We start from the raw sequence: 13145 nt of genomic DNA on the forward strand, positions 1-13145 counted from the left end.
ACCCGTCGGCGCGGCCGCGCCGGGATCTACGCGTTTCGTGATGGCTGAGCGGTCTCTTCCCGGCCGGGCGGCTCGGGCTGTTCCACCTGTTCGGGGCGGGGTGCGCGGCGCCGGCGGAAGGCCGCCCAGCGGCCTCGGGGGCCGCGCTCGGCCCCGGAGACCTCGATACCCGCGACCTCGGTACCGCCGCTCTCGGCGGCCCGGACCGCGGCGTGCGCCACGTCGTCGATGCCCTCACCGCGGCGCCGGTCGGGCACCCGGTCACGCTCGCCGGGCAGGTAGCCCAGGGCGGCGGCGACACTGGGCAGGATCGCCTCGCCCACCCGCGCGTAGCCGGTGGCCGAGGGGTGGAAGCGGTCGCTGGAGAACATCTCGAAGCGGTGCTGGACGAACTCGTCGGCCAGCAGGTCGGCCAGCGACACCGAGGCGCCCCCGGCCTCGACCACCGCGATGGTCTGCGCGGCGGCCAGCTGACGGCTCAGCCGCTGGGCGAGATACCGCAGCGGACGCGGGATCTCCTGGATCGTGCCGAGGTCGGGACAGGTGCCCACGACGACCTCGACCCCGGCCTCCCGCAGCCGGCGGACCGAGGCCTCCAGGGCCCGGACCGCGGCCTCCGGCTTGACCCGGTGGGTCACGTCGTTGGCGCCGACCATGATCACCACCACGTCGGGCCGCGGGCCCTCGTCCAGGGCCCGGGCGGTCTGCCCCTCGAGCTCCCAGGACTGGCCGCCGACCCGGCCGAACATCCGCATCTCGACCGGGCGCCGGGCGATCGGGGCCAAGCCGGCCGCGATCACCGCCCCCGGCGTCTGGTGGCCGGACTCCGCGCCGAGCCCGACCGAGGTCGAGTCGCCGAGCATGACCAGCTGGACCGGTTCTCCCGGGAAGTCGCCGTAGCGCCCCTCCCCACCGGGCCCCGCGTTGCCGAACGGCTGGCCGATCACCTTACGGGCGATCCGGACCTCGGTGAGCAGGAGCCCGTAGGCCGCAGCCCCCAGGGCACCGATCCCCCCACCCCCGAAGGCCGCCGCAGCAGCAATCTTCCGGGCTCTTCTGGCTCGGCTCACGTGCGCTCCCTTCGCTCGCGGGTACCAGTACCCCACCCGCAGTTGAACAGCGCAGGCCGTTCCCGGCAACACCGTAACCACGGATCGGAAACCAGTTCTGGTTCTGGGCACCCACCTTCGTCGCCAGGGCCGGTGGCCTCACCTGCGCCACCCTCATTGCAGCACGCGGAGTTTGGCATTCTGTTCCCGATCCAGGTCACGAACCGGTCCAGTTCTCATGTGATTCGGGCACCCCGCGCGGCGCAGATCACACCAGGTCGTGCACGTCCTGGAGGGCGGCGACGGCCTCGACCCGGAAGAGATCGGTCCGGTCCCCGTCGCGCAGCAGGTCGTGGCCGAGCACGAGGGCCTGGTCGGCCAGCGCGTAGGCGGACAGCACCGGGACCTCCCGCCGCGGCTCACCGTCGGCGTCGGCGGTCAGGTCGGCGATGCGCTGCAGGCCGGCCCGGATCCGCGCGAGCAGCTCGGCCGCCTCGGCCCCCTGCCGGGCACCCAGCCGGGGCCCCACCACCCGCAGCCGGTCGGCGAGCCGCTCCAGCCGCTTGGCGGCCTCTTCGTGGGTGGGGCTGAGCACAGGCCCGATGCTAGCCCTCCGGCCTACTGCATCTCGAAGCCGCGGCGGCGCTCCCAGTCGGTGACCGACGACTCGAACGCCTCCAGCTCCGCGTCGGCCGCGCGCAGGCAGGTCGCCACCACGTCTTCTCCGAACGCGTTGCGGGCCAGGTCGGAGCCGGCGAAGGTGTCGCGGGCGGCGGCCAGCGAGGCCGGCACACGGGCCAGGCCGGGGGCCCGGGAGTCACCGATCAGCGGTTGCTCCAGCGGCAGCCCGGCCCGGATGCCGTACAGCCCGCCGGCCAGCATCCCGGCCAGCGCCAGGTACGGGTTCACGTCCGCCCCCGGCACCCGGTTCTGCACGCGCAGCGTCTCGCCCCGCCCGGCCACCCGCAGCGCGCTCGCCGTGCCGCCCTCGCCCCAGGTGATCGCGGTGGGGGCGGAGGGGTCGCGACGGAAGCGCTTGTACGAGTTCACCGTGGGGGCGTAGAGCAGGGTGAAGTCGCGCAGGGTGGCCAGGACACCGGCCACGAAGCTGCGGAACACCGCGCTGCGGCCGTCCGAGAAGTCCTGGTTGGCGGTGTCGTTGAAGACGAACGAGCCGTCCAGCCCGCGCAGGCTCATCGAGGGCCGGGCGCCGTTGCCGGGCCGGTCGTCGTAGCGGGCCATGAAGGTCAGCGACTTCTCGTGCCGGTGGGCCAGCTCGGTGGCCGCGGCCCGGAAGGCGATGTGGTTGTCGGCCGTGCGCAGCAGGTCGTCGTGGACGAAGGCGATGTCGTGCTGCCCGGGCACACCGGTGCCGTGCGACGACTGCACGGTCAGCCCGGCGTTGTAGGCGGTCTGCCGCACGTCGCGCAGCAGGTCCTCGTCGATGTTGGTGGCGCCGAGCCCGGCGCCGGTGGAGCTGGGCAGCTCTTTCCAGCCCTGGCCGGCGGCGGCCGCGTAGGTGGGGCCGAACACGGTGAACTGCACGGCGACGGCGCCGGTGGGCACGACCCCGAGATCGGCCGCCTCCTTCACCTGTGCGGCCAGCACCTGCCGGGGAGCGGTGCGCACCGGCAGACCGTCGGCCCGGAACAGGTCGCCCTGCACCATCACCGATCCGGCCAGCCAGGGCGCCGGGCGCAGGGTGGCCGGGTCGGGCCGCAGCACCAGGGCGCCGGAGGGGGCGGCCAGGGCGGCCGCGCCGGGATCGGCCCGGACCGGTTCCACGTTCAGGCCACCGGCCAGCACCTGGCTGATGAAGTGCCGGGCGTGCACCCGCTCGCCCTGCGACCGCCCGCCCGGATCGGTCCACACCACCAGCACGGTGTCGACGTGCCCGGAGTCGACCAGGCGCTGGAGTTCGTCGAGCTCCAGGGGTGGGCCGGCGGTCATCAGCGATTCCCTTCCTCGGGGACTCAGTCCTTGCCAGGGCCGTCCAGGTAGCCCCGTTCGGTCAGCAGCGCCCAGACCTTCTCCACCGCTTCGTCGATGGAGATGCCGGTGGTGTCGATCCGCAGCTCGGGATCGGCCGGGACGTCGTAGGGCGAGGAGATCCCGGTGAAGTCGGGGATCTCGCCGCGCCGGGCCTTGGCGTACAGCCCCTTGCGGTCGCGGCGCTCGCACTCCTCCAGCGGCGTGGACACGTGCACCAGGACGAAGTCGCCGACCTGTTCCACACCGGCCCGGACCTCGGCCCGGACGCTCTCGAAGGGGGCGATCGGGGCGCAGACGGCCAGGCCGCCGTGCCGGGTGATCTCGGCCGCGACGAAGCCGATCCGGCGGATGTTCAGGTCGCGGTCGGCCCGGCTGAAGGTCAGGCCGGCCGAGAGCATGCGGCGCACCTCGTCCCCGTCGAGCAGCGAGACGGTGCGGGTGGTGCGGTCGAGGAGCCGCTCGGTCAGCGCCTTGGCCACGGTTGACTTGCCCGAGCCGGAGAGACCGGTGAAGAAGAGCGTGACTCCCCGGCGGTGCGGCGGGGGAACGGCCCGGGCGTGTTCGCGGGCGAAGGCCGGATGCAACTCCCCCTCGGCACCGGGAAGAGTGGTGAGGACCTCGCCCGCGCCGAAGCTGCGGGCCACGGCGGTCAGCAGCGCTGCGTCGTCGGTGTGGGCCAACAGCGGCACCGCAACCAACGCAGCCCCAGCTCCAGCCTCGGTGGCGACGTCTCGCACAGCGCGCCACAGCCCGTCGGGGGGCAGCGGCAGCTGGCGGCCGGCGCCGAGGACAGCGATCCAGAGGAGCTGCTGACCGGCCCGCTGGGCCTGAGCCCGTACCTGTTCCACCTGGGTCGCGGTGAGCTCGGTGGTCACCGGCACCGCGAGCACCTCGCCCGGGCCGAGCTCGTCCAGCTCGGCGCGGACCTGGGCCGGAGTACGCCGCGCGGACCGGACCGGACCGTGGGTGAACGGCTGGAGCGGGGTGAACTGCGGCAGCGGAAGAGTCTCGGTGTTCTCGTGTTCTCCGGCCAGCACCCGGCTGAGCCCGGCGACCGGGGTGCCCTCGGCGTCTTCCAGGGTGATCGTCTCGCCCGCGTCGAGCCGCTTGTCGATCTCCGCAGGCACCTCCACGATGCCCGGGGCCGCGGTCAGGCCGCCGCTCAGGACGAGTTCGGCCAGTTCCAGCAACTGCTGCGGCGGGTGCCAGGAGTAGGTGGAGACGGTCGTGGGCGCGGCAGTGGGATCGGGCACGTTGTCAGCCTATGGGAGCTCTGAGCATCCGTCAGCGTCCGGCGCGAAGGGGACGTTTTCGTGGGTCGGGCACGCGGGCTGGGCTGACCGAACAGGCGCAGGCCGGAGACAAAGACCGCCCCCGCCAGGAGGAGCCCGGCGGGGGCGGTCTGCTCGGGCCGGCCTTCAGGGGGCCGGCTGACTGCGAGGGTGATCAGTCGTCGCCCCGCAGGATGGCGAGCAGACGCAGGATCTCGATGTACAGCCAGACCAGCGTGACCGTGAGGCCGAACGCCGCGGTCCAGGCGTACTCCTGGGGCAGGCCGTTGCGGATGCCCTGTTCGACGAAGTCGAAGTCGAGCACCAGGAAGAACGAGGCCAGGCCGACGCCGAAGGCCGCGATCAGCCAGCCCAGCGGGCTGTTGTAGGCGCTGTTGCCGCTGACCAGCGAGACGACCAGGTTGATCAGGCCGAAGGCCAGGTAGCCGGCACCGGCGATCAGCAGGATCTTGGTGAACTTCGGGGTGGCCCGCACGACGCCGGTCTTGTAGAGCACCAGCATCGCCACGAAGGCACCGAGCGTGCCCAGGATGGCCTGGGTGACGATGCCGTCGTACATGGTCTCGAACAGCAGGCTGATGCCACCGACGAAGAGGCCCTCGGCCGCCGCGTAGGCGAGCATCGCGGCCGGGCGGATCTTCTTGCTGAACGAGATCCAGAGGCTGAGGCCGAGACCGGCGATCATGCCGCCGAAGATCAGCGGGACGATGATCGGGTCGTCGGGCTCGACCAGGGCGAAGACGGCACCGGCGGCGACGAGCAGGACGCCGAACAGGGACGCGGTCCGGATGACCACGTCGTCGATGGTCATCCGGGCAGTGTTGCGCGCCTTGACCGAAGGCGCGTCGTACATGCCCTGGAGGTCGTTCGCGCTCGGGGTGCGAGTGTCGAACGTCGCGTAACCCCCACGAGCGAACTCGTCACTGCGCCCGAAGACGGGGTTTCTGCTTTCCATCGGTCCTCCGACCGTTTGTACGAGTCTCGTTCGGCCCGGAGTTGGTCACGTCCGGGCACGGCCATCTTGTGCGACCGTTGTGAATCTAATGCTTGGGCGGGCGTGGTAGTTCCCGACGTGAAGATCTTTCTGTGAAGTTCTGCCACCGGAGCCCTCTGTGCCCGATCGGACGCGTTCAGTGTCCGACTTCGTCCGCATTCTCACCCACAGCTTTGCCCCGATCACGCTGAGGTGACAGCGTTGCCTGCTGATGCCCTGGTTGCCACCGGGATGGTTGTGTCGTCACCGGCTCGTCACCGTTAGGCTTCGGGTCACGCGATTGCACTACGGGATGTCGGGTTTGGGACGTCGCCGGTCCGGGCGCACCGGCCGCGGCGAAGGCGGGAGCTGGGGACGACATGAGGGGTGACCGGAGAGGTCGGTCCGGCCGCACCCCCTGCGTACCCCGGCTGCGGTGCAGTCCTTCGTGCTGAGACCGGACGGCCGGGAAGCGGGGAACCTGCCCTCCGGGGCCGGGCCCCAGGGCACCGACGCCTCGCCCCGGGCCCGTGGCGAGGGCAACGATGTCGGCCCCTCGCCGGTCCTGCTCGGCGCGCTCGCCCTTCTCACCCTGCTGATCGCGGTGCACGCCGTGCTGCCCGACGACCTGGCCGGCCCCTTCGGGGTGCTGATCGGCATCGGGGCGGTGGTCACCGGTCTGGCCGGGATGCTCCGGCACCGGCCGGCCCGCCGGCGGGGCTGGCTGCTGCTGCTGGCGGGTGCCTCGCTCTGGGTGCTGGGCGATCTGGTGCACACCATCGAGCCCCCGACCCCCGGTGCCTACCCGGCCGCCTCCGACCTGCTCTCGCTGGCCGCCTATCCCCTGCTCGGGGCCGGTGCCCTCGACTTCTCCCGGGCCCGCGGCGGCGGCAGCGACCACGGCGCCGTGCTGGACGCGCTGATCGTCACCACCGGCATCGGCGTGGTGCTGGGCATCTTCATGATCGCGCCGCTGGCCGACAGCTCCACGCTGCCGCTCAGCGCGAAGGCCATCGGCGCCGCCTACCCGCTCGGCGACCTCTTCCTGCTCGGCGTGCTGGCCCGGCTCTACGCCGTCCCCGGCGCCCGCACCGTCTCCTACGCGCTGCTGGTGGCCGGGATCGGCCTGACCCTGGCCGCCGACGTGGGCTACGAGGTCACCACCCTGATCGCCTCCACCCTGGAGTCCAGCCCGCTGATCGAGGCCGGCACCCTCGGCGGCTACGCCCTGATCGCAGCCGCGGCCGTGGTGCCCTCGATGCGGGTGCTGGCCGACCCCGACCCCTCGGCGCCGGAGAACCGGCTGAGCCGCCCCCGCCAGGCCGCCCTGGTTTTGGCCCTGCTGATGCCCAACCTGGCGCTGCTGGCCGACGGGTACAACAGCGACGCCCGGCACTGGCAGGTGATCGCCGCCGGGATGCTGCTGATCTGCATCCTGATCCTGGTCCGGGTGCTCTGGCTGGTGTACAAGGTGCAGACCCTGGCGGTCGAGCTCACCGAGCAGGCCCGGGCCGACGGCCTGACCGGCGCGCCGAACCGGCGCACCTGGGACTGGGAGCTGGCCCGGGCCACCGCGATGGCCCGCGAGCACGGCACCGCGCTGTGCATCGCGATGATCGACCTGGACAAGTTCAAGGCCTACAACGACAGCCGCGGCCACCAGGCCGGTGACATCCTCCTGCGCGACTCCGTCGCCGCCTGGACGGCCCAGCTGCAGCCCCCGGCCATGCTCGCCCGCTACGGGGGTGAGGAGTTCGCCCTGCTCGCCCCCGGGTTCAGCCCGCTCCAGCTGGCCACCGTGCTGGAACGGCTGCGCGAAGTGACCCCGCACGGGCAGACCTTCTCGGCCGGCGTGGCCCAGTGGGACCCGCAGACCGACCCGGGCACCGCCGTGGCCGCCGCCGACGAGGCCCTGTACGCGGCCAAGCGGGCCGGGCGCAACCGCGTGGTGATCGCCGGTGACGAGCCGCCGGCCGGCCCGCCCTCCGGTTCGATCGAGCTCACCTCGATCACCGTCAAGGCCGAGCCGATCCGCCCGAACGACGAGTCCAGCCCGCCGTTGGGCACCCGCCGCGGCCGCCGCCGGGTGCACCGGATGCCGAGCTTCAGCATGGTCACCCAGCCCATCGTCGACCTGCGGGTCCAGCAGGTCCGGGCGCACGAGGCACTGGCCCGCTTCGACTTCCCGGGCACCTTCCCGGACACCGCCGAGGTGTTCCGCCAGGCCCACCGCGAGGGCTTCGGCGACCTGCTGGAACTGGCCGCCATCCGGGCCGCCCTGGACCTGCCGGGCCGCCCCCGCGAGCACGACCTCTACGTGAACGCCTCGGCCCGCGCGCTGATGTCGGCCCGGATGCGCACCGGCCTGCCCGACGACCTGTCCGGCGTGGTGGTGGAGCTCAGCGAGGACCCGGGCGACGTGGACATGGGCGACCTGATGCGGGCGGTCAACGACCTGCGTGACCGAGGCGCCGGGATCGCCCTGGACGACGTCGGCGCCGGCGCCCTGGAGTTCGCCCGGCTGGCCATGCTCCAGCCCGACATGGTGAAGATCGACCGCACGCTGGTGGTCGGCTGCTCGACCGACATCGGCCGTACCGCGGTGCTGAAGGGCCTGGTCACCTACGCCGAGGGCCTGGGTTCACTGCTGTGCGCCGAGGGCCCGGAGACCGCCGCCGACCTGGGCCACCTGGCCGCCCTCGGGGTCACCCACGCCCAGGGCAACATCTTCGCCCCGGCCAAGGCGGGCTGGCACCGCGTGCACACCCCGGTACCCGGTTTCGGGTCCGCCCGGGCGCGGGTGCTGGAACAGCCCCGCCCGGCCGAGACCACCTGGACCTACCGCCCGCCCGGCTACGACGACCCCGACTCGACCAGCCCGATCGTCATCCAGCTGGACCCGGAGAACTGATCCCGGCGGGGTGCCGCACCTGTGCCCTCGACGGGTTTCGAACCCGCACTGAAGCGCTTTTAAGGCGCCTGCCTCTGCCGTTGGGCTACGAGGGCGTCGAGCACAGGTTATTCGGTCCGGGCGGGTGGATGTGCCGGGACCTGGTCACAGGGCCGGGCGAACCGGACAGGCTTACGCTGGCCTGTATGGGACATCTCGTCGACCGCCGCCCAGTGGTGCGTGTGCGTGGGGCCGGAGGCCCGGGGGCTGCAGCCACCCGGCGCCCCGATCAGCTCGCAGTGGAGGCGCCGCTCACGCTCAAGGTGGGCGAGCAGACCATTGCCACCACGATGCGTACTCCCGGCCACGATCTGGAGCTGGCGCTGGGCTGGCTGGTCGCCGAGGGGGTGGCCCGCTCGTCGGGTGACCTCACCGAGCTGACGTCGTGCGATGCCGACACGGTGCGGATCGGGCTGGCTCCCGGGGTGCAGACGCCGCAGCCCCGGCTCGGGGCCACGTCCAGCGCCTGCGGCGTGTGCGGGAGCGATTCGATCGCAGAGGTGCTGTCCAGGCGTCCTCTGGTCGGGGTGGTGTCACTGCCAATTGTGGTCCCCCAGCCCCTGGGGGGCCGGGAGGTGCCCCCAGCCGATGGGCACCGCAGTCTCTCGGTGGAACCTTTGGTGGACGCGGGGGTTCTGGTCTCCCTGCCTGACCGGTTGCGGGAGGCGCAGCGCGCGTTCGACCGGACCGGGGGGCTGCACGCGGCGGGGCTCTTCACCCCGGCCGGGGAGCTGCTCTGTGTGCGGGAAGACGTGGGGCGGCACAACGCCGTGGACAAGGTGATCGGCTGGGCGCTGACCCACGGCCTGCTGCCCGCCACCGACAAGGTGCTGCAGGTCAGCGGGCGGGCCTCGTTCGAGCTCACGCAGAAGGCGACGATGGCCGGGATCCCGCTGCTGTCGGCGGTTTCCGCACCCTCGACGCTGGCCGTCGACCTGGCCGACGAGGCCGGCCTGACCCTCGCCGGCTTCGTGCGGGGCGACTCGATGAACCTCTACACGCACCCCGGCCGGGTACGCGTAGAGGTTCCCGCAACCGTCTAGGCCAGGCCCCAGGCGATCCCGTCGAGAATGTCCCGCTCCGACGTGACCTGTGTGGAGATCCGGCCGGTGGCGTCCATCCGCTCGGTGATCCGCCGCCAGATCAGCGCCCCGGCACCGATCACGTCGACCCGGCCCGGGTGCATGTAGGGCAGGGCGGCCCGCTCGGAGCGCGGCATCTCCAGCAGCTCGGTGCAGGCCGTCCGGACCTGGTCGAGCGAGAGCTGCGCACCGTGGATCGCCTTCGGGTCGTACTCCTTCAGGCCGAGCGCGTGCGCCGTCACCGTGGTGATCGTGCCGGCCACACCGACCAGCGTGCGGGCCTGCTCCAGCGGCACCTTCTCGGCCACCGCGGACAGCGCCGCGTCGATGTCCCGGGTGGCCGCGGCCACCTCGGAGGCGGTCGGCGGATCGCTGCGCAGGTGCCGCTCGGTGAGCCGGACACAGCCCACGTTCACCGAGATCGCGCTCTCGACGCTCTTGTCGCCGAGCACGAACTCGGTCGAGCCCCCACCCAGGTCGACCACCAGGTACGGCGCCTCGTGACCGCCCGGCAGACCGGCCGTGGCGCCGGTGAACGACAGCTCGGCCTCTTCCGAGCCGGGGATCACCTCCGGCTCCACGCCGAGCGCCTCCCGGATGCCCTGCACGAAGATCTTCCGGTTCCGGGCGTCGCGGGTCGCCGAGGTCGCGACGAACCGGATGGCGTGCACCTCGTGCCGATGGCAGAGGTCGGCGTACCGGCGGGCGGCGTCGAGCGTGCGCTCCATCGCCTCCGGGGCGATCTCGCCGGTCTGGTCCACTCCCTGACCCAGTCTGACGATCTCCATCCGGCGCTCCACGTCGACCAGCGTGCCGCGGCTGCGGCTCATGTCGGCGATCAGAAGCCGGATCGAGTTGGTGCCGCAGTCGATCGCAGCAACCCTTGTCATCGTTCCTCCACTCCGCAGGGCCCTCTCTCCCACCAGCACGGCAGGGCGTCGAGAACCTCGTCCCCCAGCGGATTCACCCCACGTCCGGCGGCCAGAGCGTGCGCTGCGTAGACGTGCAGGCACTTCACCCGGTCGGGCATGCCACCGGCGCTGACGCCGGCGATCTCGGGCACCTCGGCGAGCTGGGCCCGCCGCTGGAGGTAGTCCTCGTGCGCCCGGCGCTGGGCGGCTGCCAGGTCCGGATCGTCGGCGATCCGGGCCGTCATCTCCTTCATCAACCCCGAGGCCTCCAGCGTGCCGATGGCACCGGCGGCCCGGGGGCAGGTCAGGTAGTACATCGTCGGGAACGGCGTACCGTCGTCCAGCCTGGGGGCAGTCTGCACGACATCCGGCTGACCGCAAGGGCACCTGGCCCCGACGGCGACCACGTTACGGGCCGGGCGGCCCAGCTGACGGTGGACGGCCTGCAGATCCTCGGCGGTGGCGGGGCTCGGGCCCGGGTTCCGCTGGGCCTCGGCGGCGCTCACGGAACCACGGTGGTGGCCTGGGCCTCGCCCTGAGACCCGGCGGCCTCGGCGGAGAGCCAGATGTCGGAGAACCACGAGCGGTCACCGCTGGGCACGTCGGTCCGGGCCGGGTCGGTGGCCGAGGGCTGCGGGGTGGGCGTGGGATCGGCCACCACCAGACCGGTCTCTCCGGGCATCACGTAGTTCAGCCGCACCCGGGCCTGGGCTCGCACGTAGTCGTCGTCCTTCCAGCGTTCCTGTTGTCTGCGCAGGTCGGCCACGTCCTGGCCGGCCTGGTCCACCTCGTTGCGCATCGACTCCAGCTCCGAGCGCTGCACCAGCCACTTCTGGAAGTAGGGCAGGATCAGCAGCGCGAGCACCACGCCGACGGCCCCGAGGACCCACACCGGGCGTCCGCTGCCGGCCCCGAAACCGCGCTTGCGCGTGCCTCTTCCGGAGGCGCCCGGGCGGGGCCGGGCCGATCCGGGACGGGTGCTGGCGGGCCGGAGCCCACCGGAGCGGGTGGCGGTGGTGCGGGTGCGGCTCTTGTGGGGTGCGTGCGAGACCAGCGATCCGGCCGCGACGGTGCGGGCCCGTTGCTGGGCCGCGGCGCGCTTCTTCGCCGCCGCCATCCGTTCCGCGACCGTGGCCGGGCGGTTCTGGGCCGGGGCCGCGCGGGTCGGGGCCGTGGCCGACGGCCCTTCGGCGCGGCGGGGAGCGGCCGTCTTTTTCGGGGCGGCCTTCTTCACCGGCTGCCCGGCCCGGCCCGGCTGGGCCGGGGTCTTCCGGGCGGCGGCCTTCTTGGACGGCTGGGCCTTGGCGGAGTCGGCGCGTGAGGCCCTCGATGCCGCCGAGGCCCCGGAAGCCCGCCCGGTCCCGGAAGCCTTGGGAGCAGCTTTCGGGACGCGGGCGGAACCGGAGGTCCTGCTGCCGTCTCCCCGCGCCCGGGACACCCGGGAACCACCGGTGGGATCGGAGGATCCGCCGGGACCGGGCGCGGAGGGACGGCGGGGACTCATCGGTGGGCGAACCGCGGGAACGCGCCGGCGCCGGCGTAGACCGCCGCGTCGTCGAGCTCCTCCTCGATGCGCAGGAGCTGGTTGTACTTGGCCACCCGGTCCGAGCGGGCCGGGGCGCCGGTCTTGATCTGACCGCAGTCGGTGGCCACGGCCAGGTCGGCGATCGTGGTGTCCTCGGTCTCACCGGAACGGTGGCTCATCATGCAGCGGTAGCCGTTGCGGTGGGCCAGCGCGACCGCGTCGAACGTCTCGGTCAGCGTGCCGATCTGGTTCACCTTGACCAGCAGCGCGTTGGCGGCGCCGGTCTCGATGCCCTGCTGCAGGCGGGAGGGGTTGGTGACGAACAGGTCGTCGCCGACGATCTGCACCTTCGAGCCGATCGCGGTGGTCAGGGCGGTCCAGCCCTCCCAGTCGCTCTCGTCCAGCGGGTCCTCAATCGAGACCAGCGGGTAGTCGTTGACCAGGCTGGTGTAGAACTCGACCATCTCGGCCGAGCTGCGCTTGCCGCCCTCGAACGAGTACACGCCCTCGCTGTGGAACTCGGTGGCGGCGACGTCGAGGGCCAGGCCCAGGTCGGTGCCGAGCACGTAACCGGCCTTGTCGATCGCGGTGGCGATCAGCTCCAGGGCCTCCTTGGTGCCGGCCACGCTGGGGGCGAAGCCGCCCTCGTCGCCCAGACCGGTGCTCAGGCCCTGGGCCTTCAGCACCGACTTCAGCGAGTGGTAGACCTCGGCGCCCATCCGCAGCGCCTCCTTGAAGGAGGGCGCGCCGAACGGGGCGATCATGAACTCCTGCACGTCCACGCCGCTGTCGGCGTGCGCGCCACCGTTGACGATGTTCATCATCGGGACGGGGAGGATGTGCGCGTTCGGGCCGCCCAGGTAGCGGAACAGCGGCAGCTCGGCCGACTCGGCGGCGGCCTTGGCCACGGCCAGCGAGGCGCCCAGGATCGCGTTCGCGCCCAGCGTGCCCTTGTTGTCGGTGCCGTCCAGGTCGAGCATGGCCTGGTCGATCATCCGCTGGTCGCTGGCCTCGAAGCCGAGCAGCGCGGGCTGGATCTGGTCGAGCACCGCGTTGACCGCGTTCTCGACCCCCTTGCCCAGGTAGCGCTTCTTGTCGCCGTCGCGGCGCTCGACCGCCTCGAAGGCGCCGGTGGAGGCACCGGACGGGACGGCGGCCCGGGAGATGGTGCCGTCGTCCAGGGCGACCTCGACCTCTACGGTCGGGTTGCCCCGGGAGTCGAGGATCTCGCGGGCGCCGACGGCCTCGATGGTTGCCATACTTCGTGCTCCTGATCGTGCGACGGTGGGCCGGACCGATGAGCCCGGCCGATGTGTCTGACCGTTACGTCTACGGAACGGAGCCTATCGCCAGCCATGCGTGCAGCCCCTC

11 protein-coding genes and 1 tRNA gene are annotated in these 13145 nt (G+C 72.5%); 2 read left to right on the forward strand and 10 right to left on the reverse strand.

Features of this window, described 5'->3' with window-relative positions; genetic code table 11:
- Window positions 1-26: 26 nt before the first annotated feature.
- The 5 genes from LWF15_RS06035 to LWF15_RS06055 all read right to left on the reverse strand — a co-directional run bounded on the left by LWF15_RS06035 (window position 27) and on the right by LWF15_RS06055 (window position 5288).
- Window positions 27-1070 carry an SGNH/GDSL hydrolase family protein gene (locus LWF15_RS06035; protein WP_232809367.1) on the reverse strand — a complete coding sequence of 348 codons (1044 nt, stop codon included), beginning with the start codon at window positions 1068-1070 and terminating at the stop codon, window positions 27-29.
- A gap of 247 nt (window positions 1071-1317) precedes the next feature.
- The gene (locus LWF15_RS06040; protein ID WP_232809368.1) at window positions 1318-1644 is read right to left on the reverse strand and encodes a hypothetical protein; all 327 of its coding nucleotides are present in this window, start codon (window positions 1642-1644) and stop codon (window positions 1318-1320) included.
- Between the two features lie 23 nt (window positions 1645-1667).
- Window positions 1668-2999, reverse strand: coding sequence for a glutamine synthetase family protein (locus LWF15_RS06045; protein ID WP_232809369.1), 1332 nt, complete (start codon window positions 2997-2999; stop codon window positions 1668-1670).
- A gap of 23 nt (window positions 3000-3022) precedes the next feature.
- Window positions 3023-4294, reverse strand: a complete 1272-nt coding sequence (gene cysC, locus LWF15_RS37330; protein ID WP_232809370.1) for an adenylyl-sulfate kinase — start codon at window positions 4292-4294, stop codon at window positions 3023-3025.
- A 193-nt stretch (window positions 4295-4487) separates the two neighbouring features.
- Complete coding sequence (locus LWF15_RS06055) at window positions 4488-5288, reverse strand: Bax inhibitor-1/YccA family protein (RefSeq protein ID WP_232809371.1); 801 nt, start codon at window positions 5286-5288, stop codon at window positions 4488-4490.
- A gap of 454 nt (window positions 5289-5742) precedes the next feature.
- Here LWF15_RS06055 and LWF15_RS37335 point away from each other — a divergent pair, with 454 nt between their 5' ends.
- On the forward strand, window positions 5743-8217 hold the full coding sequence (locus LWF15_RS37335) for an EAL domain-containing protein (RefSeq protein WP_232809372.1): 2475 nt from the start codon (window positions 5743-5745) through the stop codon (window positions 8215-8217).
- Window positions 8218-8239: 22 nt separating this feature from the next.
- Here LWF15_RS37335 and LWF15_RS06065 read toward each other — a convergent pair.
- Window positions 8240-8312, reverse strand: a tRNA-Leu gene (locus LWF15_RS06065).
- A 90-nt stretch (window positions 8313-8402) separates the two neighbouring features.
- Between LWF15_RS06065 and LWF15_RS06070 the strand changes: the two genes are divergently transcribed.
- Window positions 8403-9299, forward strand: a complete 897-nt coding sequence (locus LWF15_RS06070; RefSeq protein WP_232809373.1) for a formate dehydrogenase accessory sulfurtransferase FdhD — start codon at window positions 8403-8405, stop codon at window positions 9297-9299.
- Here the strand turns inward: LWF15_RS06070 and LWF15_RS06075 are convergent.
- From LWF15_RS06075 to eno, 4 genes are read right to left on the reverse strand one after another with little or no spacing between them, the layout of a single operon-like run.
- Entirely contained in the window at window positions 9296-10228 is a 933-nt protein-coding gene (locus LWF15_RS06075; RefSeq protein ID WP_232809374.1) for a Ppx/GppA phosphatase family protein, read from the reverse strand. The genes LWF15_RS06070 and LWF15_RS06075 overlap by 4 nt on opposite strands.
- A complete protein-coding gene (locus LWF15_RS06080; protein ID WP_232809375.1) occupies window positions 10225-10755 on the reverse strand; it encodes a DUF501 domain-containing protein in 531 nt (176 codons plus the stop codon). The genes LWF15_RS06075 and LWF15_RS06080 overlap by 4 nt, the downstream gene beginning before the upstream one ends.
- The gene (locus LWF15_RS06085) at window positions 10752-11753 is read right to left on the reverse strand and encodes a septum formation initiator family protein (protein WP_232809376.1); all 1002 of its coding nucleotides are present in this window, start codon (window positions 11751-11753) and stop codon (window positions 10752-10754) included. Before LWF15_RS06085 ends, LWF15_RS06080 begins: the two co-directional genes overlap by 4 nt.
- The gene (eno, locus tag LWF15_RS06090; RefSeq protein WP_232809377.1) at window positions 11750-13033 is read right to left on the reverse strand and encodes a phosphopyruvate hydratase; all 1284 of its coding nucleotides are present in this window, start codon (window positions 13031-13033) and stop codon (window positions 11750-11752) included. Before eno ends, LWF15_RS06085 begins: the two co-directional genes overlap by 4 nt.
- Between the last annotated feature and the right edge of the window lie 112 nt (window positions 13034-13145).

It is taken from the genome of Kineosporia rhizophila, from assembly GCF_021277265.1.
Lineage (GTDB): Bacteria > Actinomycetota > Actinomycetes > Actinomycetales > Kineosporiaceae > Kineosporia > Kineosporia rhizophila.

Excerpts from the sequence above, each read along its gene's own strand:
- LWF15_RS06045 (WP_232809369.1), bottom strand. The coding sequence starts at position 2,999 with ATGACCGCCGGCCCACCCCTGGAGCTCGACGAACTCCAGCGCCTGGTC.
- LWF15_RS06055 (WP_232809371.1), bottom strand. The coding sequence starts at position 5,288 with ATGGAAAGCAGAAACCCCGTCTTCGGGCGCAGTGACGAGTTCGCTCGT.
- LWF15_RS06070 (WP_232809373.1), top strand. The coding sequence starts at position 8,403 with ATGGGACATCTCGTCGACCGCCGCCCAGTGGTGCGTGTGCGTGGGGCC.
- LWF15_RS06075 (WP_232809374.1), bottom strand. The coding sequence starts at position 10,228 with ATGACAAGGGTTGCTGCGATCGACTGCGGCACCAACTCGATCCGGCTT.
- LWF15_RS06085 (WP_232809376.1), bottom strand. The coding sequence starts at position 11,753 with ATGAGTCCCCGCCGTCCCTCCGCGCCCGGTCCCGGCGGATCCTCCGAT.
- eno (WP_232809377.1), bottom strand. The coding sequence starts at position 13,033 with ATGGCAACCATCGAGGCCGTCGGCGCCCGCGAGATCCTCGACTCCCGG.